This is a genomic window from Actinoallomurus sp. CA-142502 (assembly GCF_050936355.1).
In the GTDB taxonomy this organism is placed as follows: Bacteria; Actinomycetota; Actinomycetes; order Streptosporangiales; family Streptosporangiaceae; genus Actinoallomurus; species Actinoallomurus iriomotensis.
Window position 1 is genome coordinate 1,470,792 of sequence record NZ_JBNJMY010000001.1, and the last position, 25,553, is coordinate 1,496,344.

At 69.3% G+C, this 25,553-nt stretch carries 26 protein-coding genes; 22 read left to right on the forward strand and 4 right to left on the reverse strand.

The window, feature by feature from the left end:
- Position 1 precedes the first annotated feature (1 nt).
- Together ccsB and ACQEV1_RS07170 are read left to right on the forward strand one after the other, a co-directional pair.
- Complete coding sequence (ccsB, locus tag ACQEV1_RS07165; protein WP_433392459.1) at positions 2-994, forward strand: c-type cytochrome biogenesis protein CcsB; 993 nt, start codon at positions 2-4, stop codon at positions 992-994.
- 99 nt (positions 995-1,093) lie between these two features.
- Positions 1,094-2,248: an Ig-like domain-containing protein gene (locus ACQEV1_RS07170; protein WP_433392461.1), complete on the forward strand. Its 1,155-nt coding sequence runs from the start codon at positions 1,094-1,096 to the stop codon at positions 2,246-2,248.
- A 63-nt stretch (positions 2,249-2,311) separates the two neighbouring features.
- On the opposite strand, the gene ACQEV1_RS07175 is transcribed toward ACQEV1_RS07170, so the two are convergent.
- Positions 2,312-2,656, reverse strand: coding sequence for a PLD nuclease N-terminal domain-containing protein (locus ACQEV1_RS07175; RefSeq protein WP_285578377.1), 345 nt, complete (start codon positions 2,654-2,656; stop codon positions 2,312-2,314).
- Positions 2,657-2,878: 222 nt separating this feature from the next.
- On the opposite strand from ACQEV1_RS07175, the gene ACQEV1_RS07180 reads away from it, so the two are divergent.
- Positions 2,879-3,823: a hypothetical protein gene (locus ACQEV1_RS07180; RefSeq protein WP_285632056.1), complete on the forward strand. Its 945-nt coding sequence runs from the start codon at positions 2,879-2,881 to the stop codon at positions 3,821-3,823.
- Positions 3,824-3,833: 10 nt separating this feature from the next.
- On the forward strand, positions 3,834-4,106 hold the full coding sequence (locus ACQEV1_RS07185) for a hypothetical protein (RefSeq protein ID WP_285632059.1): 273 nt from the start codon (positions 3,834-3,836) through the stop codon (positions 4,104-4,106).
- A gap of 45 nt (positions 4,107-4,151) precedes the next feature.
- Here ACQEV1_RS07185 and ACQEV1_RS07190 read toward each other — a convergent pair whose 3' ends face one another.
- Positions 4,152-4,358, reverse strand: coding sequence for a BldC family transcriptional regulator (locus tag ACQEV1_RS07190; RefSeq protein WP_285578380.1), 207 nt, complete (start codon positions 4,356-4,358; stop codon positions 4,152-4,154).
- Positions 4,359-4,546: 188 nt separating this feature from the next.
- Here ACQEV1_RS07190 and ACQEV1_RS07195 point away from each other — a divergent pair, with 188 nt between their 5' ends.
- Positions 4,547-5,530 (forward strand): threonine ammonia-lyase, encoded by a 984-nt coding sequence (locus ACQEV1_RS07195; RefSeq protein ID WP_285632062.1) that lies wholly within the window; start codon positions 4,547-4,549, stop codon positions 5,528-5,530.
- Positions 5,531-5,592: 62 nt separating this feature from the next.
- Positions 5,593-5,835 (forward strand): DUF4229 domain-containing protein, encoded by a 243-nt coding sequence (locus tag ACQEV1_RS07200; RefSeq protein WP_285578382.1) that lies wholly within the window; start codon positions 5,593-5,595, stop codon positions 5,833-5,835.
- A gap of 12 nt (positions 5,836-5,847) precedes the next feature.
- Here the strand turns inward: ACQEV1_RS07200 and ACQEV1_RS07205 are convergent, their stop codons facing one another.
- Positions 5,848-6,552, reverse strand: a complete 705-nt coding sequence (locus tag ACQEV1_RS07205; RefSeq protein ID WP_285578383.1) for a class I SAM-dependent methyltransferase — start codon at positions 6,550-6,552, stop codon at positions 5,848-5,850.
- A 279-nt stretch (positions 6,553-6,831) separates the two neighbouring features.
- Between ACQEV1_RS07205 and ACQEV1_RS07210 the strand changes: the two genes are divergently transcribed.
- The 16 genes from ACQEV1_RS07210 to ACQEV1_RS07285 all read left to right on the forward strand — a co-directional run bounded on the left by ACQEV1_RS07210 (position 6,832) and on the right by ACQEV1_RS07285 (position 24,989).
- Positions 6,832-8,112 carry a geranylgeranyl reductase family protein gene (locus tag ACQEV1_RS07210; protein ID WP_433392466.1) on the forward strand — a complete coding sequence of 427 codons (1,281 nt, stop codon included), beginning with the start codon at positions 6,832-6,834 and terminating at the stop codon, positions 8,110-8,112.
- 119 nt (positions 8,113-8,231) lie between these two features.
- Positions 8,232-8,591: an NADH-quinone oxidoreductase subunit A gene (locus ACQEV1_RS07215; RefSeq protein WP_285578384.1), complete on the forward strand. Its 360-nt coding sequence runs from the start codon at positions 8,232-8,234 to the stop codon at positions 8,589-8,591.
- Between the two features lies 1 nt (position 8,592).
- Entirely contained in the window at positions 8,593-9,150 is a 558-nt protein-coding gene (locus ACQEV1_RS07220) for a NuoB/complex I 20 kDa subunit family protein (RefSeq protein WP_285578385.1), read from the forward strand.
- A 67-nt stretch (positions 9,151-9,217) separates the two neighbouring features.
- A complete protein-coding gene (locus tag ACQEV1_RS07225; RefSeq protein WP_285632068.1) occupies positions 9,218-9,964 on the forward strand; it encodes an NADH-quinone oxidoreductase subunit C in 747 nt (248 codons plus the stop codon).
- Entirely contained in the window at positions 9,961-11,310 is a 1,350-nt protein-coding gene (locus tag ACQEV1_RS07230) for an NADH-quinone oxidoreductase subunit D (protein WP_285578387.1), read from the forward strand. Before ACQEV1_RS07225 ends, ACQEV1_RS07230 begins: the two co-directional genes overlap by 4 nt.
- Complete coding sequence (gene nuoE, locus ACQEV1_RS07235) at positions 11,307-11,978, forward strand: NADH-quinone oxidoreductase subunit NuoE (protein ID WP_285578388.1); 672 nt, start codon at positions 11,307-11,309, stop codon at positions 11,976-11,978. Before ACQEV1_RS07230 ends, nuoE begins: the two co-directional genes overlap by 4 nt.
- Entirely contained in the window at positions 11,975-13,276 is a 1,302-nt protein-coding gene (gene nuoF, locus ACQEV1_RS07240) for an NADH-quinone oxidoreductase subunit NuoF (protein ID WP_285632071.1), read from the forward strand. The genes nuoE and nuoF overlap by 4 nt, the downstream gene beginning before the upstream one ends.
- Positions 13,273-15,741: an NADH-quinone oxidoreductase subunit G gene (locus ACQEV1_RS07245; protein WP_433392470.1), complete on the forward strand. Its 2,469-nt coding sequence runs from the start codon at positions 13,273-13,275 to the stop codon at positions 15,739-15,741. The genes nuoF and ACQEV1_RS07245 overlap by 4 nt, the downstream gene beginning before the upstream one ends.
- A complete protein-coding gene (gene nuoH / locus ACQEV1_RS07250; protein ID WP_285632077.1) occupies positions 15,738-17,132 on the forward strand; it encodes an NADH-quinone oxidoreductase subunit NuoH in 1,395 nt (464 codons plus the stop codon). Before ACQEV1_RS07245 ends, nuoH begins: the two co-directional genes overlap by 4 nt.
- On the forward strand, positions 17,125-17,652 hold the full coding sequence (gene nuoI / locus ACQEV1_RS07255; protein WP_285578392.1) for an NADH-quinone oxidoreductase subunit NuoI: 528 nt from the start codon (positions 17,125-17,127) through the stop codon (positions 17,650-17,652). Before nuoH ends, nuoI begins: the two co-directional genes overlap by 8 nt.
- Positions 17,653-17,716: 64 nt before the next feature.
- Positions 17,717-18,646 carry an NADH-quinone oxidoreductase subunit J gene (locus ACQEV1_RS07260; protein ID WP_285632083.1) on the forward strand — a complete coding sequence of 310 codons (930 nt, stop codon included), beginning with the start codon at positions 17,717-17,719 and terminating at the stop codon, positions 18,644-18,646.
- Positions 18,643-18,939: an NADH-quinone oxidoreductase subunit NuoK gene (gene nuoK, locus ACQEV1_RS07265; protein ID WP_285578394.1), complete on the forward strand. Its 297-nt coding sequence runs from the start codon at positions 18,643-18,645 to the stop codon at positions 18,937-18,939. The genes ACQEV1_RS07260 and nuoK overlap by 4 nt, the downstream gene beginning before the upstream one ends.
- 10 nt (positions 18,940-18,949) lie before the next feature.
- Positions 18,950-20,881 (forward strand): NADH-quinone oxidoreductase subunit L, encoded by a 1,932-nt coding sequence (gene nuoL / locus ACQEV1_RS07270; RefSeq protein WP_285578395.1) that lies wholly within the window; start codon positions 18,950-18,952, stop codon positions 20,879-20,881.
- Between the two features lies 1 nt (position 20,882).
- Positions 20,883-22,418 carry an NADH-quinone oxidoreductase subunit M gene (locus tag ACQEV1_RS07275; RefSeq protein WP_285632086.1) on the forward strand — a complete coding sequence of 512 codons (1,536 nt, stop codon included), beginning with the start codon at positions 20,883-20,885 and terminating at the stop codon, positions 22,416-22,418.
- Entirely contained in the window at positions 22,415-23,977 is a 1,563-nt protein-coding gene (nuoN, locus tag ACQEV1_RS07280; RefSeq protein ID WP_285632089.1) for an NADH-quinone oxidoreductase subunit NuoN, read from the forward strand. Before ACQEV1_RS07275 ends, nuoN begins: the two co-directional genes overlap by 4 nt.
- Before the next feature lie 82 nt (positions 23,978-24,059).
- A complete protein-coding gene (locus ACQEV1_RS07285) occupies positions 24,060-24,989 on the forward strand; it encodes a polyprenyl synthetase family protein (protein WP_285578398.1) in 930 nt (309 codons plus the stop codon).
- Here the strand turns inward: ACQEV1_RS07285 and ACQEV1_RS07290 are convergent.
- Positions 24,982-25,437, reverse strand: coding sequence for a hypothetical protein (locus ACQEV1_RS07290; RefSeq protein WP_285578399.1), 456 nt, complete (start codon positions 25,435-25,437; stop codon positions 24,982-24,984). The genes ACQEV1_RS07285 and ACQEV1_RS07290 overlap by 8 nt on opposite strands.
- Positions 25,438-25,553: the final 116 nt, after the last annotated feature.

The following is a 25,553-nucleotide window of genomic DNA, read 5'->3' on the forward strand; positions in this document are numbered from 1 at the left end:
CATGGTCGACACCCATCTGGCGAGCCTGAGCAACCAGCTGATGCTCGGTGCCGTGCTGGTCTACGTCGTGACCATGGTCGCGTACGCCGGTGAGCTCGCGTTCGCGCGGCGCCGGGCCGACGCCGAGGTGCCCGCCGACCGCCCGCGCGTGCTGGTCGGGGCGGGCGGACCGGAGACCGACGAGGCCGCCGAGACCGACGACGCCGAGACCACCGAGGCCGAGGCCGAGGAGACAGACGAGCCCGCGAGCGGGCGGCGCCAGCTCGACTGGGGCCGGTTCGCCATCCTCATGAACGTCGTCGGCTGGGGCCTGCACGGCGCGGAGATCGTCACGCGGGGCATGGCGGCGGACCGGGTGCCCTGGGGCAACATGTACGAGTTCGTGTCCGCGATCTCGTTCGCCGCGGTCACCGTCTACCTCGTGATGCTCTGGCGCTACAAGGTCAACTGGCTGGGCCCGTTCCTCATGGTCGCCGTCGTGATCGCGCTCGGCATCGCCACGATCTGGCTCTACAACGACCCGGGTCCGCTCCGGCCGGCCCTGCACTCGTACTGGATCGCCATCCACGTGACCGCCGCGGTGACCGCCACGGGGACGTTCACGGTGGCGGGCGTCGCGACCGCCCTGTACCTGATCAAGTCCCTCGTCACGGTACGGCCGGGCGGCATCCTCTCGCGTGTGCCGAGCATGGAGGCGCTGGACACGACCGCGCACCGGGTGATCATGTTCGCGTTCCCGATCTGGACCTTCGCGATCATCGCCGGGGCGATCTGGGCGGACTCCGCGTGGGGCCGCTACTGGGGCTGGGACCCCAAGGAGACCTGGTCGTTCATCACCTGGATCGGGTACGCGGGCTACCTGCACGCCCGCGCGACCGCGGGCTGGCGAGGCCGCAAGGCGGCGGTCGTCTCGCTGATCGCCTTCGGCTGCCTGCTGTTCAACTTCTTTGGAATCAACTACCTGGTGTCGGGGTTGCACTCGTACGCCGGGTGATTTTCTAACCCTGACTGGCAAACATTTTACGCACGTGGTGCGTCTCATCCGCTGTGGGCAAAAGCTGGGAGGACTCGGGTGAGTAATAGGCGGGCGGCCGTGGCAATCGTCATGGCGGCACTGGTGGCGGGTGCGTGCGCGTGCCAGAGCAGTGAAGCGGGCACGAACGGCAAGGACGGCACCAAGGCGCCCGACGCGCAGGTGCGGATTCTGCCGGCCAACGGCGACGGGAAGGCCAGGCCCGACCAGGGCATCACGGTCACCACGTCGGGCGGCAAGCTCGAACAGGTCAACGCGGTGCAGGCGGGCAGGCCGGTCCCCGGCGCCTTCAACACCGACCACACGCAGTGGAAGTCCACGTGGACGCTGAAGCCGGGCGCCGCCTATTCGGTCAACGCCACCGCCAAGAGCGCCAAGGGCAAGACGGTCAGCGCGGCGAGCCAGTTCACGCTGCAGAAGGCCACGCAGACGTTCAGCATCAGCGACGTGACGCCGATGCCGAAGGAGACGGTCGGCGTCGGCATGCCGATCATCGTGACGTTCAACCGGGCGATCGCCAACCGGGCGTTCGTGGAGAAGGCCCTGGAGGTCAAGTCCGACAAGGGTGACGTGGGCGCCTGGCACTGGACCTCGGACACGCAGGTGGTGTACCGCACCCAGAAGTACTGGCAGCCGCACCAGAACGTCACCTTCACCGCCCACCTGGCGGGTGTGCGCGGGCTGAAGGGCGTCTACGGCACGACGGACGTGACCAAGGCCTTCAAGATCGGCGCCTCCAACATCACCGTCGCCAACGGCAAGACCCACTACATGAAGGTCGACCACGACGGCACGGTGAGGAAGTTCCCGATCAGCATGGGCATGGGGACGACCCAGGAGTACACCACCACCAGCGGCGTCCATCTCACCAAGGAGAAGGCGACGATGGTGCACATGGTGTCGCCGGGCCGTAAGCCGGGCGACCCGGGCTACTACGCCGAGGACATCCCGCTGGCCGTCCGCATCAGCGACCGCGGCGAGTACGTCCACCAGAGCCCGGGTGAGTACGGCGCGCTGGGCCACAGCAACGTCAGCCACGGCTGCGTCCGCACCTCGCCGACCGGCGCCCGCTGGTTCTACAACATCGCCCAGCGCGGCGACGTTGTGGACGTCACCGGCACCAACCGCAAGCTCGTCAACGAGCAGGGCAACGGCTGGACCTTCTGGACCCTGTCCTGGAACACCTGGCTGAAGGGCAGCGCGCTGCCTCACTGAGCCGCCCTTTCCCAGCAGAACGCCCCGGCGACGTGTCGCCGGGGCGTTGCCTTTTCTCGGGGTCTAGCTCGGGTCGTCGCCGCGGAGCCGGCGATCGAGCTGGCGGAGGAACTCGGGATCGTCGTCGGGTCCGAGCGGGCCGGGGGCGGCCGGTTCGTCTCGTGACCCCTCACCCGAGAGGAGGAAATCCGGCGGCCAGGCGGTCACGTCGGCGGTGACGAAGCCGCGACGTCGCCCGAACAGGAGCCAGGCGACCGCACCGAGCTCGAAACCGAGCAGCACGATGAGGAACCAGGCGAATTTCGGCAGATGGCGCGTGTGGCCCTCATCGGTCGACAGCACCTCGAAGAGGCAGTAGAGCCAGATGCCGAGTGCGACCAGGACGAGCACGGCGGCAAGGGCGAGCATGATTCGCAGACTAGCTTGGGCATGCAAGCGGCGAACCCCCGGTGGCCGCTCCGGGCCGTCCGCTCGGCTCCGCGGTCGCGGCCGAAAATCGGGTGCCGGTGCCCTGGCCTGCCCGCCTCTCCGTCCGTCCGCCGTAGGCGCCGTACGCGGAGATGACGCGGTCATGGGGTCCGGCTTACGCTACGCCTGGGTAGTCCCGGTGAACGGCGGAAAGGGCGTTCGATGCGCTATCGGGGGAGCCGCCGGCAGGCCGAGGTGGCGGCCGCGGACAGCCGCGGGCGGCATCGGCGGTCCAAGGACGCCGGCGGGCCCGACCGTACGTCCCGGGCCGACGGCACGTCAGAGCCCTCCGCCGAGCGTCCCCGGCGGCTCCAGCCGCGCGACGCGCTCGGGCGGTTCCGGAAGATCGAGCCGGCGGACCTCCGCGCGGTCGAGCACCCGGGCGACGTCGCGGCGGACGCGCGGGCCAAGCCGCGCTACACCTGGCGTGACTTCGAGCTCGACGAGGACCTCCCGCGCGCCGCGCCGCACCCGCCCGACGCCGTCGACCTGCGGGACGGGCGGCGCAACTGCGGGACTCTGGAGTCGATCCTCTACCGGCAGTGGGCGGCCGACGGCAGGTCGGCGCCGGCCGACGCCGTGCGCGCCATCGACAGCCTGGCCGAGCTGCCGGACGCGCTCAAGGACAAGCTGGCCGACGGGCTGGACGGCATCTATGTCGGCTCGGGCGGTGTGCCCGACCTGGACGACATGCAGTATCTGCGCGGCGCTCCGCTGCCGGGCGGAAAGGCGACCTGGGACATCTGCGCCGGGGCGTACGGCGACCGGAAGATCGTCGTCGGTGACCAGCCCTCACCCACTCCGGACGTCATGTTGCACGAGGTCGGTCACGCGCTGGACGACATCGACGGAGAGTTCGTCGAAGACGGGTCCCGACAATGGCAGTCTGACAGTCCCGAGTTCCGCGCGCTGTACGAGCAATGTGTGCCGCATTTCGCGAGTGATTTTCACATCACCGGCGACGATCTGGGCCGCCATGAGTTCTTCGCGGACGCCTTCGCGGCGATCGCATCGCGACAGCGGCCCGCGCTTGTGGACATGCTCGGCGGGAACACCCGCGCGGCGCTCAATGTGATGCTTTTCTTCAACCGGAAATACGGAATATAGGGGAGGGGCGATGTACGTCATCAGACTCCCCGACGGGAACCTCCGGGTGCCCGTGGGGGTGATCGGACCCGAGCGTGCGGAAAAGGCGGCGCACGGTGAGACCGGAAACGTGATCGGCCAGGCGTACGTCGAGATCGGGCCCGATGACCCCGACTATCAACGGCTTCTCGAGCAGTCCATCACCGAGGAGGAACTCGCGGACCGGCGCCGGCGATGGCGCGCGGACGACGACGCGCTGCGCCAGGAGTTCGAGGAATTCAAGGCCGAGCAGGCCAAAGAGTGACAAGGGCACCCGGGGAGATGGGGGCTTCGGCCCTGAAAGGGGAGGTCAGCGGCCGAGGTCGGAAGAGTCGACGTTCTCCTCGCCACGCAGTAGTGCATGGACCTCCGATTCCCGGAAACGGCGGTGTCCACCGGGCGTACGGATGCTGCTGATCCGCCCGGCGGCGGCCCAACGAGTCACAGTTTTCGGATCGACCCGGAACAGGGCAGCGACCTCGCCTGGGGTCAGCAGGCGCTCGCTCGTGCTCTCCACGTTTTCTCTCCCCCTTTGTCCCGCTCTCGTCGCGGAAGGACTGTTTCTCAGTGTGCCGGTTGAAGCCCGGTTTCTCCCTTGTTTTCGGAAAACATCACGCTACGTAGTTTTGCGACATGGGGTAATAACGAAATGTAATCGCCCGGTTGCAGTTCCGTGCGGCGTACGCTGGCCCATAGGGTGCTGGTATGTACGATCTTGTTACGGCGGAGGAGATCGAGGACGCCGCCCGGCGTCTGGCGGGCGTCATCCTCCCCACGCCGCTGGTGGCCTTTCCGCAGGCTTCCGGGGGTCCGTCTCTCCTGCTCAAAGCCGAGTCGCTGCAGCCGGTCGGCTCGTTCAAGCTCCGCGGCGCCTACAACGCGATCGGCGCGCTGCCCGAAGTCGAGCGCAAGAACGGCGTCATCGCGCACTCCAGCGGCAACCACGCCCAGGCCGTCGCGTACGCCGCGAGGGTCGTCGGCGTCCCGGCGGTACTCGTCGTGCCGACCACCATCCCGGCCATCAAGGCCGACGCGTGCCGCCTGCTGGGCGCCGAGATCGTGTACGTCGAGCCGACCATCGAGGCGCGCGTCGAGACCGCCGAGCGGCTGGCGAACGCCCACGGCTACGCGCTGATCCCGCCGTTCGACGACCGCCGGGTCATCGCGGGCCAGGGCACGATCGGCCTGGAGATCCTCGCCGACGCGCCGGACGTGGACACCGTCCTCGTGCCGATCAGCGGCGGCGGCCTGCTCGCGGGCATCGCCACCGCGATCAAGTCCCGGCGGCCCGAGACCAGGGTCATCGGCGTCGAACCCGAGCTGGCCGCCGACGCGCGCGCCTCGTTCCGCGCCGGCCGCCGGATCTCCTGGCCCAGCGCCGACACCCGCCGGACGATCGCGGACGCCCTCCGCATCGAGTGTGTCGGCGAACTCCCGTTCGAGCACCTGAGGTACGTCGACGACATCGTCACCGTGAGCGAGGAGGAGATCCGCGACGCGATGCGGCAGCTCGCCCGGGGCGCCCGTCTCGTCGCCGAACCCGGCGGCGCGGTGGCGACCGCGGCCTGTCTGAGCCGCTTCGGGGTGCCGGGCGACCGGCGCAAGTACGTCGCCGTCGTCTCCGGCGGCAACGCCGACCCCGCCCTGTACGCGGAGGTCCTCGCCGAAGGCGTCGCCCGGCAGGGCTGACCGTCACCTCCGGGGGAGGTGTCGTCCTGACCGGTGCGCCGGCGAGATAGCGTTAGGACGTCATGCGTTCCGTACTCATCTACACCCTGTCGCGGCTCGTGCTGTTCGCCGTGACCGCGGGCGTGCTGTTCCTGGTGGGAGCCCGCGGGTTCCTGCTCCTCGCGCTGGCCATCCTGATCAGCGGCGTCATCAGCTTCGTGCTGCTGTCCCGCCAGCGCGACGCGGTCTCCAACTCGGTCACCGAGCGGGCGGGCCGCATCCGGCAGAACCTCGCCGAGGGCGCCGCCCGCGAAGACGGCGACTAAGGCGCGACTGGATCAAGCCGTCGGGCGGCTGGCGTGGTGCAGGGCCACGGCCCCGAAGGTGAGGTTCCGGTAGCGGACCGACTCCCACCCCGCCCGTCGCAGCAGCGCGGCCAGTGACTCCTGGTCGTGCCAGGCGGCCGTGGACTCGGCCAGGTAGTGGTAGGAGTCCGGGTTCGAGCTGACCTTGGCCATCAGCGGCAGGCCCACCCGCAGGTGCAGGCCGTGCAGCCGGCGCAGCACCGGGTTCGGCGGGCGGCTGACCTCGCAGATCAGCAGGCGTCCGCCCGGCTTGGTCACCCGCAGCATCTCCGCCAGCCCGGCCACCGTGTCATTGACGTTGCGGATGCCGAAGGAGATCGTCACGGCGTCGAACGACGCGTCGGCGAACGGCAGGCGCATCGCGTCGCCCGCCGAGAAGGCCAGGCCGCGAACTCCCGCCTGGCGGCGCACGCCCTCGCGCAGCATCCCGAGGGAGAAGTCGCATGCGACGGTCAGCGCTCCGGCCTCGGCGATCGGCACCGACGAGGTCCCGGTGCCGGCCGCCAGGTCCAGCACCACCTCACCGGGGCGCGCGTTCAGCGCGCGGACGGCCTCGCGCCGCCACCGGCGGTCCAGGCCGCCGGTCATCAGGTCGTTCAGCAGGTCATAGCGCGCCGCCGTACGGTCGAACATGGCCGCGACCTCGGTCGGCTGCTTGTCCAGGGATGCCCGCGTCATGGTCGTCGAGCCTACGCAAGAGACGCCGCGCTCCGGCAGGCGGGCCACGCCGAATGATCGAGAACGATCGGCGCCGCCTCGCGGTTCCCGAGCAGCCCCTGAGAAGGTTTAGACTCAGCGTGTAGCCAAGCTTGTGAAGCGCTTCACAAAAGAACAAGACCCGAAGATGGCACCCCGGGTCGCACCGAGCCTCCTCCAGGGCCGTACGATCCGGCACGGCATCGAGCCCGCCACCCCCAGCAGGCGGCACCACCGACCAATGGCCCACAGAGGATGCTCGTGATCGAGACACCCGGCGCAATTCCGCAGGACACCTCCGCGACGGAGGCCGACGTGATCGTCGTCGGCGCCGGTCCGGCGGGCTCGGCTACCGCGTACCACCTCGCCCAGGCCGGGCTCGACGTTCTCCTGCTGGAGAAGACGGTGTTCCCCCGCGAGAAGGTCTGCGGTGACGGACTCACCCCCCGCGCCACCAAGCAGCTGCTGAAGATGGGCGTCGACCTCGACGCTCCCGGCTGGATCCGCAACAAGGGCCTGCGCATCATCGGCGGCGGCGTCCGCATGGAACTGCCCTGGCCCGACCTTTCCAGCTACCCCGACTACGGCCTGGTCCGTACGCGGATGGACTTCGACCAGATCCTCGCCGAGCGTGCGGTCGCCGCGGGCGCCAAGCTCCGGCTGAACACCTCCGTGACCGAGCCGATCCTGGACGACACCGGCCGGATCACCGGCGTGGTGGCCAAGACCCCCGACGGCGAGGTCCGGTTCAGCGCCCCGCTCGTCGTGGCGGCCGACGGCAACTCGACCCGGCTCTCGCTCGCGCTGGGCCTGCGCAAGCGCGACGACCGCCCGATGGGCGTGGCCGTGCGCCGCTACTACACCAGCCCCCGCCACGACGACGACTACCTCGAGTCCTGGCTGGAGCTGTGGGACGGCGAACGCCTGCTGCCCGGCTACGGCTGGGTGTTCGGCGTCGGCGACGGCACCTCCAACGTCGGCCTGGGCCTGCTCAACACCAGCGACGCCTTCAAGAACGTCGACTACCGCGCGCTGCTGCGGAGCTGGCTCGCCGGCATGCCCGAAGAATGGGGCTACGTCGAGGAGAACGCCACCGGCCCGGTGCGCGGCGCCGCGCTGCCGATGGGCTTCAACCGCACGCCCCACTACACGCGCGGCCTGCTGCTCGTCGGCGACGCCGGCGGGATGATCAACCCGTTCAACGGCGAGGGCATCGCGTACGCGATGGAGTCCGCCGAGATGGCGGCGGAGGTCATCGTGCAGGCGCTCGGCCGGCCGACCGCGGCCCAGCGCGAGCGCGCCCTGCACGACTACCCGCAGGTCCTCAAGCAGGCGTACGGCGGCTACTACACGCTCGGACGGGTCTTCGTGAAGGCGATCGGCGACCCGCGGCTGATGAAGTTCGCGACGCGCCACGGCCTGCCGCACCCCGTGCTGATGAGGTTCACGCTCAAGCTCCTCGCCAACCTCACCGATCCGCGGGGCGGCGACGCGATGGACCGGGTGATCAACGCGATGTCGAAACTCGCGCCGGCGGCGTGACACCCCGAGGAAAGAAGTGATGATCGCCGTGCCTAGGATGGAAATCCCGGTCGTGATCGACGGCCGTGCCGCGTCAGACGCGCGCTCGATGAGTTTCACCGAGAGGGGGGTGTAGAGATTTGAACCTCTACGTTCCGATTGTCGTACTTGGTGTACTAGCACTTGGTTTCGCGGTTGTTTCGGTAGTTATGGGGTCTTTGACCGGCCCGAAACGCTGGAACCGTGCCCGGCTCGAGGCGTACGAATGCGGTATCGAGCCCACCCCGCAGCCCGTCGGCGGTGGTCGATTCCCGGTGAAGTACTACCTGACGGCGATGCTGTTCATCGTTTTCGACATCGAGATCATTTTCCTCTACCCATGGGCGGTGGCCTTCGACCACCTGGGCCTGTTCGGTCTCGTGGAAATGGTGCTGTTCATCGTCACCGTCCTCATCGCGTACGCCTACGTCTGGCGGCGCGGCGGTCTGGAGTGGGACTGAGATGGGTCTAGAAGAGAAACTCCCCAGCGGGGTCATCCTCACTACGGTCGAGCAGGTCCTCGGGCTGGCGCGCAAGAGTTCGGTCTGGCCGGCGACGTTCGGCCTGGCCTGCTGCGCCATCGAGATGATGGCGACGGGCGACCCGCGCCACGACTTCTCCCGGTGGGGCATGGAGCGCGCGTCGGGCTCGCCGCGCCAGGCCGACCTGATGATCGTCGCGGGCCGGGTCAGCCAGAAGATGGCGCCGGTGCTGCGCCAGATCTACGACCAGATGGCCTCGCCCAAGTGGGTCATCGCCATGGGCGTGTGCGCCTCCTCGGGCGGCATGTTCAACAACTACGCGATCGTCCAGGGCGTCGACCACATCGTGCCGGTCGACGTCTACCTGCCCGGCTGCCCGCCGCGGCCGGAGATGCTCCTGGACGCCATCCTCAAGCTGCACGACAAGATCCAGAACACCAAGATGGGCCCCCATCGCAAGAAGGAGATCGAGGAGCTCGAGCGCGCCCGGCTCCGGCAGCTTCCCCTCCTTGAGCAGCCCCAGCAGGTGACTTCATGAGCGAGCGGAGCGAGCGAATCAACAAGCACAGCGTTCTGATGCTCCCGCTTCCGACGAAGGAGGCCTCATGAGCTCCCAACACCCAGAGCAGCAGGCCGAGCAGGCCGCCGACCAGCTTCCCGCGCACGGCGAGGAGGAGCGGGCCGAGCAGCCCATCGCGCGCCACGGCATGTTCGGCGCCCGGACGACCGGTGACACCTCCGGCTTCGGCCGCCTCGTCGTCCGTCAGTCGCCCAAGGTCAGCGCCGAGCGCCCGTACGGCGGGCCGACGACCACCGGAGCCGAGGGCGAGTTCGACGAGATCGCCGACGCTCTCGAGGCGGCCTACCCCGACTTCGGCGAGGCGATCGAGCGCGTCGTGGTCGACCGGGGCGAGCTGACCTTCGTCGTGCGGCGCACGCACCTCCTCGGCGTCGTCCAGACGCTGCGCGACGACCCGCGGCTGCGCTTCGAGCTGTGTCTCGGAGTCTCCGGCGTGCACTTCCCGGCCGAGACCGGCGCCGAGCTGCACGCGGTCTACCCCTTCCTGTCGATCACGCACAACCGGCGCGTGCGGATCGAGGTGACCTGCCCCGACACCGACCCGCACGTCCCCTCCATCGTCGCGGTCTACCCGACCAACGACTGGCACGAACGCGAGACGTACGACATGTTCGGGCTCGTCTTCGACGGGCACCCGGCGCTCACCCGGATCATGATGCCGGACGACTGGATGGGCCACCCGCAGCGCAAGGACTACCCCCTCGGCGGCATCCCCGTCGAGTACCGCGGGGCCACGGTGCCCCCGCCGGACGAGCGGAGGTCGTACGTATGAGCCCGACCCAGCAGTACGACGCCTACGGGACGGAAGAGGCCACCGAGGGCACCGTCTTCAACGTCGCCGGGCAGGACTGGGACGAGGTCGTCCAGGGCGCCCAGGAGAGCGAGGACGACCGCCTCGTCGTGAACATGGGCCCGCAGCACCCGTCCACGCACGGCGTGCTCCGGCTCATCCTCACCCTCGACGGCGAGACCGTCGACGAGACCCGCGTCGGCATCGGCTACCTCCACACCGGCATCGAGAAGAACATGGAGTACCGGACGTGGACCCAGGGGACCACGTTCTGCACCCGCATGGACTACCTCGCGCCGATCTTCAACGAGACGTCCTACTGCCTGGCCGTGGAGAAGCTGCTCGGCATCACCGATGACGTACCCGAGCGGGCGCAGGTCATCCGGGTCCTGATGATGGAGATCAACCGGATCTCCTCGCACCTGGTCGCGATCGCCACCTTCGGCCTGGAGCTGGGCGCGACCACGGTCATGCTCAACGGCTTCCTCGAGCGCGAGTACGCCCTGGACCTGTTCGAGATGATCGCCGGGCTGCGCATGAACATGGCCTACGTCCGGCCGGGCGGCGTCGCGCAGGACCTGCCTCCGGGCGCCATCGACAAGATCGGTGACTTCGTCAAGCGCGAGCGGTACCGGTTCAAGCAGCTCCGCAAGCTGCTCGACGCCAACCCGGTCTACCTGGCGCGGACCAAGAACATCGCCTACCTCGACCTGGCCGCCTGCATGGCGCTCGGCGTGACCGGCCCGGTGCTGCGCAGCACCGGCCTCCCGTGGGACCTGCGCAAGTCCCAGCCGTACTGCGGCTACGAGACCTATGACTTCGAGGTGGCCACCCAGGACACCTGCGACGTGTACGGCCGCTACCTCGTGCGCATGCAGGAGATGGACGAGTCGCTGAAGATCATCGAGCAGTGCCTCGACCGGCTGAGCTCCGGCTCGGCCAAGTCCGGCCCGGTGATGATCCAGGACAAGAAGATCGGCTGGCCGGCGCAGCTCGCGCTCGGGCCGGACGGCATGGGCAACTCGCCCAACCACATCGCGCACATCATGGGCCAGTCCATGGAGGCGCTGATCCACCACTTCAAGCTGGTGACCGAGGGCTTCCGGGTGCCCGCCGGCCAGGTGTACGCCTCGGTGGAGTCGCCGCGCGGCGAGCTCGGCTGCCACCTGGTGAGCGACGGCGGCACGCGCCCGTACCGCGCGCACTTCCGCGACCCGTCCTTCACCAACCTGCAGGCCATTCCGGCCGCGACCGAAGGATCCATGATCGCCGACGTCATCGCGGCCGTGGCCAGCATCGACCCGGTGATGGGGGGAGTCGACCGATGAGTTTTGCGCCCGAGGTTCTCGAGCGTCTCGAGCGGGACGCGAAGGAGATCATCGCGCGGTACCCCAAGCCGCGCTCGGCGCTGCTGCCGCTGCTGCACCTCGTGCAGTCCGAGGAGGGGTACGTCTCCGACGACGGCATCGAGTTCTGCGCCGACGCGGTGGGCATCACCCCGGCACAGGTGACCGGCGTGGTGACCTTCTACACGCAGTACAAGCAGGAGCCGGTCGGCGACTACCACGTCGGCGTCTGCATCAACAGCCTGTGCGCGATCATGGGCGGCGACCAGATCTGGCGCGAGCTGAGCGAGTACGTCGGCGTCGGCCACGACGAGGCGACCGAGGACGGCAAGGTCAGCCTCGAGCGCATCGAGTGCAACGCCGCCTGCGACTACGCCCCGGTGATGATGGTCAACTGGGAGTTCTTCGACGACATGACTCCGGCCAAGGCCAAGCAGCTCGTCGACGACATCCGGGCCGGCAAGCAGGTCGCCCCGACCCGCGGCGCGGAGTCGGTGTGCACCTGGAAGCAGGCGTCCCGCGTGCTCGCGGGCTTCAACGACGGCCGTGCCGGAGAGGGCACGCAGGCCGGTTACGCGTCGCTGCGCGGCCTCCAGCTCGCCAAGGAGTCCGGCTGGGAGGCCCCTGAGCCCGAAAGAGGTGCCGAGTGACCACCCTCACGCCGATCCTGACCAAGTACTGGGACCGGCCCGACTCCTTCACCCGCTCGGCGTACGAGGCCGACGGCGGCTACCGGGCGCTGCGCACCGCGCTGGGCATGCCGCAGGACGACATCATCCAGGCGGTGAAGGACTCCGGCCTCCGCGGACGCGGTGGCGCCGGCTTCCCCACCGGCATGAAGTGGGGCTTCATCCCGCAGGGTGACGGCAAGCCGCACTACCTGGTGGTGAACGCGGACGAGTCCGAGCCGGGCACGTGCAAGGACATCCCGCTGATGATGGCCAACCCGCACGCGCTGGTCGAGGGCGTGATCATCAGCTCGTACGCCATCCGCGCGAACTTCGCCGTCATCTACGTGCGCGGTGAGGTGCTGCACGTCATCCGCCGCCTCCAGCAGGCGGTCGCCGAGGCGTACGAGGCCGGCTACATCGGCACGGACATCCTCGGCTCCGGCTACGACCTCGAACTCGTCGTGCACAGCGGCGCCGGCGCGTACATCTGCGGTGAGGAGACGGCGCTGCTGGACTCCCTGGAGGGGTTCCGCGGCCAGCCGCGCCTCAAGCCGCCGTTCCCGGCGGTGGCCGGCCTGTACGGCGGGCCGACCGTCATCAACAACGTCGAGTCCATCGCGAGCGTCCCGTCGATCGTCGCCAACGGCGCCGACTGGTTCGCCTCGATGGGCACCGAGAAGTCCAAGGGCTTCGGCATCTTCAGCCTGTCCGGCCACGTCACGCGGCCCGGCCAGTACGAGGCGCCGCTCGGCATCACGCTGCGCGAGCTGCTCGACATGGCCGGCGGCATCCGCGCCGGGCACCGGCTGAAGTTCTGGACCCCGGGCGGCTCCTCCACGCCGATCTTCACCGACGAGCACCTCGACGTGCCGCTCGACTTCGAGTCGGTCGGCGCGGCGGGCTCGATGCTCGGCACCCGGGCGCTGCAGATCTTCGACGAGACGGTCTGCGTCGTCCGCGCGGTGCTGCGCTGGAGCGAGTTCTACGCGCACGAGTCCTGCGGAAAGTGCACGCCGTGCCGTGAGGGCACGTACTGGTACAAGCAGATGCTGAAGCGCCTGGAGGCGGGTCAGGGCACCGAGGAGGACCTCGAGACGCTCCTCGACCTGTCCGACAACATCCTCGGCCGCTCCTTCTGCGCGCTGGGCGACGGTGCCACGAGCCCGGTGACCTCCAGCATCAAGCACTTCCGCGAGGAGTACATCCGGCACTTCGAGACGGGAAGCTGTCCCTTCGACGAGGCGGCTTCCACCGTTTGGGCAGGAGCCAACGCATGACGGTTACCATGAGTGGCGGCTCGGCGGCCTCTCCCCAGCAGCCTGGGGGTGTACCGAAAGAGGACCTGGTCACGCTGACGATCGACGGGTTCGAGATCAGTGTGCCCAAGGGCACGCTGATCATCCGGGCCGCCGAGCTGCTCGGCATCCAGATCCCGCGGTTCTGCGACCACCCGCTGCTGGAGCCGGTGGCCGCCTGCCGGCAGTGCCTGGTGGAGATCCCCGACGCCGGCAACGGCCGCGGGATGCCCAAGCCGCAGCCGTCCTGCGCGGTCACGGTCATGCCGGGCATGGTGGTCAAGACCCAGCTCACCTCCGAGGTCGCCGACAAGGCCCAGCACGGTGTGATGGAGCTGCTGCTCATCAACCACCCGCTGGACTGCCCGGTCTGCGACAAGGGCGGCGAGTGCCCGCTGCAGAACCAGGCGATGTCCAACGGCCGCGGCGAGTCGCGGTTCGTGGAGAAGAAGCGCACCTTCCCCAAGCCGATCGCGCTGTCCACGCAGGTGCTGCTGGACCGTGAGCGGTGCGTCCAGTGCGCCCGCTGCACCCGGTTCTCCGACGAGATCGCCGGCGACGCGTTCATCGACCTGCTGGAGCGGGGCGCCAAGGAGCAGGTCGGCCTCGCGCCCGGCCACGAGTTCCAGTCCTACTTCTCCGGCAACACCGTGCAGATCTGCCCGGTCGGCGCGCTCACCGGCGCGGCGTACCGCTTCCGCTCCCGGCCGTTCGACCTGGTCTCGACGCCGAGCGTCTGCGAACACTGCGCGTCCGGCTGCGCCCAGCGCACCGACCACCGCCGCGGCAAGGTGACGCGACGGCTGGCCGGCGACGACCCGCAGGTCAACGAAGAGTGGAACTGCGACAAGGGCCGCTGGGCGTTCACCTACACCACGACGCCGGACCGGCTGACCCACCCGCTGGTGCGTAACGAGGACGGCGTGCTGGAGCCCGCCTCCTGGAACGAGGCGCTGACCATCGCGGCCGAGGGGCTGGCGAAGGCCCGCGGCAAGGCCGGCGTGCTGACCGGCGGCCGGGTCACGCTGGAGGACGCCTACGCGTACGCCAAGTTCGCCCGGGTCGCCCTCGGCACCAACGACGTCGACTTCCGCGCCCGCGCGCACTCGCGCGAGGAGGCCGACTTCCTCGCGGCGACCGTCGCGGGCAGCCCCATCTCGGTCACCTACGACCAGCTGGAGAAGGCGCCCGTCGTGCTCCTGGCCGGCTTCGAGCCGGAGGAGGAGTCGCCGATCGTCTTCCTGCGGCTCCGCAAGGCGGCCCGCAAGCACGGCCTGAAGACGTACTCGATCGCGCCGTTCGCGTCCCGCGGCCTGGCCAAGATCGGTGGCACGCTGGTGGCCACCGCCCCCGGCTCCGAGGCCGAGACGCTCGGCAATCTGATCACCGGCATCGGGCTGGACACCGAGGGCAAGGCCGCCGCGGAGCTGCTCAAGAGCGAAGGTTCGATCATCCTCGTCGGCGAGCGGCTCGGCGCCGTGCCGGGCGCGCTGTCCGCCGTCGGACGGCTCGTCGCGGCCACCGGCGCGCGGCTCGCCTGGGTGCCCCGCCGGGCCGGTGAGCGCGGCGCCATCGAGGCGGGCGCGCTGCCCGGCCTGCTGCCGATCGGCCGCCCGGTCACCGACGCGGCCGCCCGCGCCGAGGTCGCGCGGGCCTGGGGCGTCGCCGCCCTGCCCGAGGCGCAGGGGCGCGACACCGAGGGCATTCTCGCCGCCGCGCTCGACGAGAAGATCGACGCCCTGCTCGTCGGCGGCGTCGACCCGTACGACCTGCCCGACCCGTCGGGCGTGCTGGCCGCACTGGAGGCCACGCCGTTCATCGTCAGCCTGGAGCAGCGCGTGACCGCGGTCACCGACCGGGCCGACGTGGTGTTGCCGGTGGCGGCCGTGACCGAGAAGGCCGGCACGTTCGTCAACTGGGAGGGCCGCGGCCGTCCGTTCGAGGCCGTGCTGAAGGTGCGGCAGGCCATGCCGGACCTCAAGGTGCTCGCCACGATCGCCGACCTGATGGACGTCCACCTCGGCCTGCCCGACTCCGCGTCGGCCCGCCGCGAGCTGGCCACGCTGGGCGGCTTCCGGGGCACGCGGCCGGGTCTGCCGAGCGTCGCCGCCAAGGTTCCGGGTGAGCCCGCCGCGGGCGAGGCGGTCCTGGCGACCTGGCGGATGCTGCTCGACGCGGGCCGCCTGCAGGACGGCGAGCCGTACCTCGCCGGCACCGCCAAGACCCCGGTCGCGCGGCTGAGCGCGGCCACCGCGGAGGAGATCGGAGCGGACGGGAAGGTCACCGTGGCCACGGCGCACGGCGAGATCACCCTGCCGCTGGAGGTCACCGACATGCCGGACCGCGTGGTCTGGGTGCCCGCCAACTCACCGGGTTCGGCGGTCTACCGCGATCTCGGCGTCCAGGCCGGAGGAGTCGTGAAGATCCAGAACGGGAGTGGGGCATGATTGCCACACACGTCCTCGCGGAGGCGGTGGCCTCCGCCACGCCGCGGACCGAACAGTGCACCGGCAAGCCGTACGGGCTCGGCTCGTTCGGCTGCGACCCGTGGTGGCTGATCGGCGCCAAGGCGTTGGTGATCTTCGTGTTCCTGCTGCTGACGGTGCTCATGGCCGTCTGGGCGGAGCGCCGGATCATCGGCCGTATGCAGCTGCGCCCCGGCCCCAACCGCGCCGGACCGTTCGGCCTGCTGCAGTCGCTGCTCGACGGCGTCAAGGGCGCGACCAAGGAGGACATCGTCCCGCGCGGCGTGGACAAGATCGTCTTCTTCCTCGCCCCGGTGATGGCCGCGGCGCCCGCGCTGGTGTCGTTCTCGATCATCCCGTTCGGCGGCATCGTCTCGATCGGCGGTCACAAGACGCCGCTGCAGCTCACCGACCTGCCGGTCGCCGTGCTGCTGGTCCTGGCGATGTCCTCGATGGGCGTGTACGGCTTCGTGCTGGCCGGCTGGTCGTCGATGTCGCCGTACTCCCTGCTCGGCGGCATGCGCTCCAGCGCGCAGGTGATCTCCTATGAGATCGCGATGGGCCTGTCGTTCGTGGCGGTGTTCCTGTTCGCCGGATCGCTGTCGACGTCGGAGATCGTCGACGCCCAGGCGCACGGCGGCACGTACCACTTCCTCGGCATGACCGGCCACTACCCGTCGTGGTACGTCGTCCTGCTGTTCCCCTCGTTCGTGATCTACCTGTTCACGATGCTGGGGGAGTCGGGCCGCATCCCGTTCGACCTCCCCGAGGGCGAGGGCGAACTGGTCGCGGGCTACCACACCGAGTACTCCTCGCTGAAGTTCCTGATGTTCTACCTCGCCGAGTACATCAACATGGCGACGCTGTCCGCGCTGGCCACGACGCTGTTCCTCGGCGGTTACCGCGCCCCGTGGCCGATCACCGGCATCTGGGCCGGCGCCAACTCCGGCTGGTGGCCGATCCTGTGGTTCCTGGTCAAGATGTGGCTGTTCATCTTCGGCTTCGTCTGGGTCCGGGCCTCGCTGCCGCGCGTCCGCTACGACCAGCTGATGCGGCTGGGCTGGAAGGTCCTCATCCCGGTGTCGCTGGGCTGGATCCTCTTCGTGTCGACGGTGCGTGCGCTGCGCAACCAGCAGCACGACATGCGCCCGGTGATGCTCATCGCGGCGGCCGTGATCATCGTCCTGCTCATCGTCTCGGTGGTCTGGGAACGGGCCTCCGGCTCGGGGAAGGCCGAGACGGCGGAGGAGACGGCCGAGCCGGAGCCGGATCCGATGGCGGGCGGGTTCCCGGTGCCCCCGCTCGACGCGCCGCACTACCACGGTGCCGGGAACGCCCGTGCGAACAAATCCACGGAGGCCACCCGTGCTTGATTTCCTGAACCCGGTCAAGGGGTTCGGTGTCACCTTCCACCAGATGTTCATGAAGGTGGAGACGGTCGAATACCCCGAGGTGAAGAAGCCCACCGCGCCGCGCTTCCACGGCCGGCACCAGCTCAACCGCTGGCCCGACGGCCTGGAGAAGTGCGTGGGCTGCGAGCTCTGCGCCTGGGCCTGCCCCGCGGACGCGATCTACGTGGAGGGCGCCGACAACACCGAGGAGGCGCGCTACTCCCCGGGTGAGCGCTACGGCCGGACGTACCAGATCAACTATCTGCGCTGCATCCTCTGCGGCCTGTGCATCGAGGCGTGCCCGACGCGGGCGCTCACGATGACCAACGAGTACGAACTCGCCGACGACAGCCGCGAGAGCCTCATCTACACCAAGGAGATGCTGCTCGCGCCGCTGACCGAGGGCATGGAGCTCCCGCCGCACGACATGCGGCTCGGGGAGACCGAAGAGGACTACTACCTCCTCGGCGCCTCCAAGGAACACGAGGAGGGCGCCAAATGAGGGAGCGAAGCGAGCGAATCAGCATGCACAGCACCATGGTCGCCCCTCCGACGAAGGAGGGCTCATGAACGCCATTGCGGCAGGGGCGCATCAGACCGGTGAGTCGGGGATCTTCTGGGTCCTGGCCATCGTGTCCGTCGCCGCGGCGCTCGGCATGATCTTCATGCGGAAGGTCGTGTACTCCGCGCTGCTGCTCGCCGTGGTGATGCTGTCCCTCGCGGTGTTCTACGCCGTGAACGAGGCTCCGTTCCTGGCGTTCGTGCAGGTGATCGTCTACACCGGCGCGGTGCTGATGCTCTTCCTGTTCGTCATCATGGTCGTCGGGGTCAGCTCGACCGAGTCCATGGTCGAGACGATCAGGGGCCAGCGGGTCGCCGCGGCGATCGCCGGCATCGGCTTCGGCGTGCTGCTGATCCTCGGCATCGGTGACGCGACGCTCCCGACGAGCGCCGGCCTGTCGAAGGCCAATTCCAACGGCGGCAACGTCATGGGCCTGGCCCGGCTGCTGTTCGGCAACAACGCCAACGACGGCAGCGACACCGCCAACGCCCTGCGGGTGAGCAACAACATCCAGGGCTACATCTTCGCCTTCGAGGTGACCAGCGCCCTGCTGATCACCGCGGCGCTGGGCGCGATGGTGCTGGCCCACCGCGAGCGCCTCAAGCCCAAGCCGACGCAGCGCGAGCTGTCCCAGGCGCGGATCAAGAGCGACCAGGTCTCGCCGCTGCCGCCGCCCGGCACGTACGCCCGGCACAACGCGGTCGACATGCCGGCGCTGCTGCCGGACGGGTCGGTGTCGGAGCTGTCGGTCAGCCCGGTCATCGCCCGCCGCCGCGGCGGTTCGCACGACGACCTGCACGGCGAGGGGCCCGAGTCGGCGCTCCGCCACGGCACCGCGACGGTCAAGGCGGTGCTGGAAGGCCAGGTCGAAGGCCAGGTCGAGGTCGAGCGCGCCGAGTCCGAGACCTCCGAATCAAAGGAGGAGAAGAAGTGACCGGGCATTACCTGGCGCTCTCCGCCATTCTGTTCACGATCGGCGCGGTCGGGGTGCTCATCCGCCGCAACGCCATTGTGATCTTCATGTGCGTCGAGCTCATGCTGAACGCCACCAACCTCGCGTTCGTGGCCTTCTCCCGCATGCACGGCGCCCTCGACGGGCAGATCATCGCGTTCTTCGTGATGGTGGTGGCCGCGGCCGAGGTCGTCGTCGGGCTGGCGATCATCATGGCGATCTTCCGGAGCCGCAAGTCCTCGTCGGTCGACGACGCGAACCTGCTGAAGTACTGAGGACCACTCGATGACGAACCTTCTCGCCGAAGCCGGCCCGCAACTGCACACGCAGGCGGCCACCGGGATGCAGTCCGCCGCGTGGCTGCTGATCGCGTTCCCGCTCGTGGGCGCCGCGATCCTGCTGCTCGGCGGCCGCCGTACCGACAAGTGGGGCCACCTGCTCGGCGTCGCGATGTCGCTCGCGTCCTTCGTGGTGGGCGTCCTCGCGTTCGTGCAGATGCTCGGCCAGCCCGGGGACGGCCGGACCCGGCTGGTCCACGTGTACCAGTGGGTCTCGGTCGGGTCGTTCAAGGCCGATGTGAACCTCCTGCTCGACCCGCTGTCGATCAGCTTCGTCCTGCTGATCACCGGGGTCGGCTCGCTGATCCACATCTACTCGATCGGCTACATGTCCCACGACCCGGATCGGCGGAGGTTCTTCGCGTACCTCAACCTGTTCGTGGCGTCCATGCTCCTGCTCGTGCTCGCCGACAACTACCTCGGCCTGTACGTCGGCTGGGAGGGCGTGGGTCTCGCCTCGTACCTGCTGATCGGGTTCTGGCAGCACAAGCCGAGCGCGGCCACGGCGGCCAAGAAGGCGTTCATCGTCAACCGGGTCGGTGACTTCGGCCTCTCGGTGGCGATCATGCTGATGTTCGTCACGTTCGGCTCGATCAGCTTCACCGACGTCTTCGGGCACGCCTCGGAGGCCTCCCACGGCACGATCACCGCGATCGGCCTGCTGCTTCTGCTCGGCGCCTGCGGTAAGTCGGCCCAGCTCCCGCTCCAGTCCTGGCTGCTGGACGCGATGGAGGGCCCGACCCCGGTGTCGGCGCTCATCCACGCCGCGACCATGGTGACCGCGGGCGTCTACCTGGTCGTCCGCTCGCACGCGATCTTCGAGCTGTCGTCGCAGGCACGCCTGCTGGTGACGATCGTCGGCGCGGCCACGCTGATCGCCGGTGCGCTCATCGGTTGCGCCAAGGACGACATCAAGAAGGCCCTCGCGGGTTCGACGATGTCGCAGATCGGCTACATGATGCTGGCCGCCGGCATCGGCAAGGCGGGCTACGTCTTCGCGATCGCGCACCTCATCGCGCACGGCTTCTTCAAGGCCGGGCTCTTCCTCGGCGCCGGTTCGATCATGCACGGCATGAACGACGACGTCGACATGCGAAAGTACGGCGGCCTGCGCAAGGTCATGCCGATCACCTTCGCGACGTTCGGCCTCGGCTACCTGGCCATCATCGGCTTCCCCTTCCTGTCCGGCTGGTGGACCAAGGACGGCATCATCGACTCGGCCTTCGAGAAGGGCGGCACGTCCGGCCAGATCCTCGGCTGGGCGGCGCTGATCGGCGCCGGCATCACCGCGTACTACATGTCCCGCGTGATGTTCATGACGTTCTTCGGCGAGAAGCGCTGGGAAGAGGACGTCCACCCGCACGAGTCGCCGTCGGTCATGACGATCCCGCTGATCCTGCTGGCCGTCGGTTCGGTCGCGGGCGGCGCCTTCCTGATCGCGGGCGACCGGTTCGCGAACTTCCTCGCCCCGGTCGTCGGCGCGCCCGAGGCGGCGCACAAGCTGTTCACCCCGTACACCATCGTGGTGTTCGTGCTGATGGTCGTCGGGGTCGGTATCGCGTACCTGCAGTACCTGCGGCGCCCCGTGCCACGCACGGCGCCGGCCGGGAGCTTCCCGGTCGTGGCGGCCCGCAAGGACCTGTACGGCGACGCGCTGAACGAGTCGCTGTTCATGCGGCCCGGCCAGTGGCTGACCCGCCTGACCGTCTACTTCGACGGGCGTGGCGTCGACGGCCTCGTCAACGGCATCGCCGCCTTCGTGGGCGGCACGTCCGGCCGGGTGCGGCGGGTGCAGACGGGCTTCGTCCGCTCGTACGCACTGTCCATGTTCTTCGGTGCCGCCCTCATCGTCGGCGCCCTGCTCCTGGTGAGGATCTGACATGCTGACGGCGCTCATCGCGATCCCCGCACTCGGGGCGCTGCTGGTGGCGTTCCTGCCGAAGGGCCGGGACGAGCTCGCCAAGCTCACCGCGCTCGTCGTCACGCTGGTCGTCGCCGTCCTCGCCATCGCGATGGCGATCGGCTTCGACAACGGCGGGCCGCGCTTCCAGTTCACCGAGAAGTACTGGTGGATCAAGCAGTTCGGCGTGCACTACGCGGTCGGGGTCGACGGCGTCGCGCTGGTGCTGATCCTGCTGTCGGTGATCCTCGTGCCGCTGGTCGTGCTCGCCTCCTGGAACGACGCGGAGCGCTCCGGCGGCGTGGAGGCGCCGCCGAAGCGCTCGGTCAAGACGTACTTCGCGCTGCTGCTTGCCCTCGAGGCCATGATGATCGGTGTCTTCGCGGCGACCGACATCTTCCTGTTCTACGTGTTCTTCGAGGCCATGCTCATCCCGATGTACTTCATCATCGGGTCCTACGGCGGCGCGCAGCGCTCGTACGCCGCGGTGAAGTTCCTGCTGTACTCCCTGTTCGGCGGGCTGCTCATGCTCGCCGCGGTGATCACCCTGTACGTCCAGTCGGCCAACGCCGGCCACGGCACCTTCCTGTTCGACGAGCTGCGGAACCTTCACATCGAGCCGACCACGGCCAAGTGGCTGTTCCTCGGCTTCTTCGTCGCCTTCGCGATCAAGGCGCCGCTCGTGCCGTTCCACACGTGGCTGCCCGACGCCGCGGGACAGGCGCCGGCCGGCGCCGCCGTGCTGCTCGTCGGCGTGCTGGACAAGGTCGGCACGTACGGCATGCTGCGGTTCTGCCTGGAGCTGTTCCCCGGCGCGGCCAAGTGGTTCACGCCGGTGGTGCTGACGCTGTCGGTCATCGGCATCGTGTACGGCGCGGTGCTGGCGATCGGCCAGATCGACATCAAGCGGCTGATCGCCTACACCTCGATCTCGCACTTCGGCTTCATCACGCTGGGCATCTTCGCGATGACCACGCAGGGCCAGACCGGTGCGACGCTCTACATGGTCAACCACGGCTTCTCGACCGGCGCGCTGTTCCTCGTCGCGGGCTTCCTCATCGCCCGCCGCGGCTCGTCCCGGATCGACGCCTTCGGCGGCGTGCAGAAGGTCGCTCCGCTGCTCGCCGGCACGTTCCTCGTCGCGGGCCTGTCCGGCCTCTCACTGCCGGGGCTTTCCACGTTCGTGTCGGAGTTCCTGGTCCTCGTGGGCACGTTCACGCGCTACAAGGTGCCGGCGATCATCGCCACGAGCGGCATCGTCCTGGCCGCCGTCTACATCCTGTGGATGTACCAGCGCACGATGAGCGGCCCGCCGACCGAGAAGGTGGCCGGCATGCGGGATCTGTCCAAGCGTGAGCTGGTCGTCATCGCGCCGGTGCTGGTGCTCCTCGTCGTCCTCGGCTTCTACCCGAAGCCCGCGCTGAACATGATCAACCCGTCCGTGAAGCAGACGATGGTCAAGGTCGAGAAGCACGACCCCCAGCCGACCATCGCGGAGAAGGGAATCCGCCCGTGAGTCAGGTCAGTGTCGCGGCCGGGAGCATCACCCCGCCGCACATCGAGTACGGGCAGCTGGCCCCGATCCTGATCGTGCTCGGCGCGGCGGCCGTGGGCGTGCTCATCGAGGCCTTCGTGTCGCGCCCGTACCGTTACTGGTCCCAGGTCGGGGTGTCACTGGTCGGCCTGGTCGTGGCCTTCGTGTGGACGATCGTCATGGGCGTCTCCCACACCCCACACCACGTCGCGGCACTGGGCGCGGTCGGCGTCGACGGGCCGACCCTGTTCATCCAGGGCACGATCCTCGTGCTCGCGCTGATGTCGCTGCTCCTCATCGCCGAGCGGCGGCACGAGCCGAGCCCGTTCACCGCGCAGGCGTCCTCGGTGCCCGGCACCGCGGAGGAGCGCGAGAGCCTGGTCGCGGGCATCCTCCAGACCGAGGTCTTTCCGCTCATGCTGTTCGCGGTGGGCGGCATGCTGATCTTCCCGGCGGCCAACGACCTGCTGACCATGTTCGTGGCCCTGGAGGTCCTGTCGCTGCCGCTGTACCTCCTGTGCGGCCTCGCCCGGCGGCGCCGCCTGCTCTCGCAGGAGGCCGCGGTCAAGTACTTCCTGCTCGGCGCCTTCTCCTCGGCGTTCTTCCTGTACGGCACCGCGCTGCTGTACGGCTTCGCCGGTTCGGTGCGGCTGTCGGACATCCAGCTCGCGATCAGCCAGAAGGGCGGCATGGAGCCGCTGCTGCTCGCCGGTGTCGCGCTGCTCAGCGTCGGGCTGCTGTTCAAGATGGGCGCCGCGCCGTTCCAGGTGTGGAAGCCCGACGTCTACCAGGGCGCCCCGACGGCGATCACCGCGCTGATGGCCTCCTGCACGCTCGTGTCGGCGGTCGGCGGCATCCTGCGCGTGTTCTACGTCGGGTTCGAGACGCTGCGCTGGGACTGGCGGCCGGTGATGTGGGCGGTGGCCATCCTCACCATGGTCCTCGGCGCGGTCGTCGCGATCACGCAGACGGACGTCAAGCGGATGCTCGCCTACTCCTCGATCGCGCACGGCGGCTTCCTGCTGACCGGTGTCATCGCCACGAACAAGGCGGGCCTGTCGAGCACGCTCTTCTATCTCGCGGCGTACGGCTTCACGACGGTCGGCGCGTTCGCGATCATCACGATGGTCCGCGACGCCGGCGGTGAGGCGTGGCACCTGTCGCGCTGGGCCGGGCTCGGCAAGCGCCAGCCACTGCTCGCCGGGACGTTCGCGTTCTTCCTGCTGGCCTTCGCCGGTATCCCGCTGACCAGCGGCTTCACCGGAAAGTTCGCGGTCTTCCAGGCGGCGGTCTCCGGTGGGGCGACCCCTCTGGTGATCGTCGGCGTGGTGTCCTCGGCGATCGCCGCGTTCTTCTACGTCCGCGTGATCGTGCTGATGTTCTTCAGCGATCCCGCCGCCGACGGGCCCGCGGTGGTCTTCAGTCCGACCAGTACGACGGCGGTCGTGGTCGGCGCGTTGGCTACTGTTGTCCTGGGCGTGGTTCCGGGGCCTGCGCTTCATCTGGCCCAATCGGCCGCCAGCCAGTTCTTCGTTCGCTGACCCCTCGGGAGAGTCTGTGAGTAGTGCCCTTCTGGGCCTTCCGGCCGTCGATGACACACTCGCAGCGGATCTGTTGAAGCGGTTGTCCGCAGTGGAGGAGATGCTGCGGAGTTCGGTGCAGAGTGACCATGCGCTCCTGAGCGACGCGTCTCGCCATCTCGCCGAGGCGGGCGGCAAGCGGTTCCGGCCGATGCTCGTGCTGCTCGCCTCGGAGTTCGGCGACCCGGAGGCGCCGGGCGTCATCCCGGCCGCGGTCGTGGTGGAGCTGACCCACCTGGCGACGCTCTACCACGACGACGTGATGGACGAGGCGGTGATGCGCCGCGGCGAGGTCTCGGCCAACTCCCGCTGGGACAACACCGTGGCCATCCTCACCGGCGACTACCTGTTCGCGCGCGCCTCCGACGTCCTGGCCGACCTCGGTACGGAGGCCGTGCGTATCCAGGCCCGCACCTTCGCCCGGCTGGTCCAGGGCCAGATCGAGGAGACGGCGGGGCCGGCCGAGGGCGCCGACCCGCTGCAGCACTACCTCGACGTCGTGGCGGGCAAGACGGGGTCCCTGATCGCCGCCTCGGGCCACCTGGGCGCCCTGCTCGCGGGCGCCGAACCGGAGGTCGTCCGTACGCTGACGTCGGTGTGCGAGAAGATCGGCATCGCCTTCCAGCTCTCCGACGACATCCTCGACGTCGCCTCCGACTCGGCCGAGTCGGGCAAGACCCCCGGCACGGATCTGCGCGAAGGCGTCCGTACGCTGCCGGTGCTGCACGTCCTGCGGTCCACGTCGCCGGAGGACGCACGCCTGCGGGAGCTGCTCGACTCGGACCTGTCCGACGACGCGCGGCACGCGGAGGCGCTCGCGCTGCTGCGCGCCCACCCGGCCATGGACCGCGCCCGCGCCGACCTGCGCCAGTGGGTGGACGAGGCGCGCGCGGAGCTGGCCACGCTGTCCGACCGGCCGGCCCGTGCGGCGTTCATGTCCCTGTGCGACTACGTCCTGACGCGCACTAGCTGACGCGTCTGCCGCGCCGGCCGAACACGAACGCGGCGACGACGCCCGCGACGACGACGAACACCACGATGAGCAGCCAGTTGTTCGTCCCGCCGCCGTGGTCGCCGGACGGGTCGGTGCCCGCGGCGACGGAGATCGTGCCCTGCACGGTGCCCGCGCCGCAGTACGCCGTGACCGGGTAGGTGCCGGGTCTGAGCTCCTGGCGGATCGTCGGGTCGGCGTCGCCGGTGTCGGCCTTGCCGTAGAGCGTGACGTTGGTCGTGAAGGCCGGAGAGACGGCGACGTGCGCGCTCGACCCGGTGGCGCACCCGGGGACGCTGATGTGGACCTGCTGACCGGGCCGGGGGGAGCCGGGTGTCACGGTGATCGAGTCGGCCGCCGCGAGGCCGGCGCCGGCGACGATCGTGGCGCAGGCCAGGGCCGCCGCCGTACGGACAGCGCGCACAGGCATCCTCTTTCCAGCCCCCCTCTGGTCTGGGCCGCACGCTAGCCGAGCTCCGCCCACGGCGGCCCACCGATGGACGGGTGTTTGCCGACTCCGGTCCGTACGTTGACCTCAACTCATGA

Coding starts and splice junctions, on each gene's coding strand:
- ACQEV1_RS07200 (WP_285578382.1), top strand. CDS start 5,593: ATGCGTTCCGTACTCATCTACACCCTGTCGCGGCTCGTGCTGTTCGCC.
- ACQEV1_RS07245 (WP_433392470.1), top strand. CDS start 13,273: ATGACGGTTACCATGAGTGGCGGCTCGGCGGCCTCTCCCCAGCAGCCT.
- ACQEV1_RS07180 (WP_285632056.1), top strand. CDS start 2,879: ATGCGCTATCGGGGGAGCCGCCGGCAGGCCGAGGTGGCGGCCGCGGAC.
- ACQEV1_RS07225 (WP_285632068.1), top strand. CDS start 9,218: ATGAGCTCCCAACACCCAGAGCAGCAGGCCGAGCAGGCCGCCGACCAG.
- ACQEV1_RS07230 (WP_285578387.1), top strand. CDS start 9,961: ATGAGCCCGACCCAGCAGTACGACGCCTACGGGACGGAAGAGGCCACC.
- ACQEV1_RS07260 (WP_285632083.1), top strand. CDS start 17,717: ATGAACGCCATTGCGGCAGGGGCGCATCAGACCGGTGAGTCGGGGATC.
- ccsB (WP_433392459.1), top strand. CDS start 2: ATGGTCGACACCCATCTGGCGAGCCTGAGCAACCAGCTGATGCTCGGT.
- ACQEV1_RS07195 (WP_285632062.1), top strand. CDS start 4,547: ATGTACGATCTTGTTACGGCGGAGGAGATCGAGGACGCCGCCCGGCGT.
- ACQEV1_RS07220 (WP_285578385.1), top strand. CDS start 8,593: ATGGGTCTAGAAGAGAAACTCCCCAGCGGGGTCATCCTCACTACGGTC.
- ACQEV1_RS07175 (WP_285578377.1), bottom strand. CDS start 2,656: ATGCTCGCCCTTGCCGCCGTGCTCGTCCTGGTCGCACTCGGCATCTGG.
- ACQEV1_RS07275 (WP_285632086.1), top strand. CDS start 20,883: ATGCTGACGGCGCTCATCGCGATCCCCGCACTCGGGGCGCTGCTGGTG.
- ACQEV1_RS07290 (WP_285578399.1), bottom strand. CDS start 25,437: ATGCCTGTGCGCGCTGTCCGTACGGCGGCGGCCCTGGCCTGCGCCACG.
- ACQEV1_RS07205 (WP_285578383.1), bottom strand. CDS start 6,552: ATGACGCGGGCATCCCTGGACAAGCAGCCGACCGAGGTCGCGGCCATG.
- nuoL (WP_285578395.1), top strand. CDS start 18,950: ATGACGAACCTTCTCGCCGAAGCCGGCCCGCAACTGCACACGCAGGCG.
- nuoH (WP_285632077.1), top strand. CDS start 15,738: ATGATTGCCACACACGTCCTCGCGGAGGCGGTGGCCTCCGCCACGCCG.
- ACQEV1_RS07185 (WP_285632059.1), top strand. CDS start 3,834: ATGTACGTCATCAGACTCCCCGACGGGAACCTCCGGGTGCCCGTGGGG.
- nuoE (WP_285578388.1), top strand. CDS start 11,307: ATGAGTTTTGCGCCCGAGGTTCTCGAGCGTCTCGAGCGGGACGCGAAG.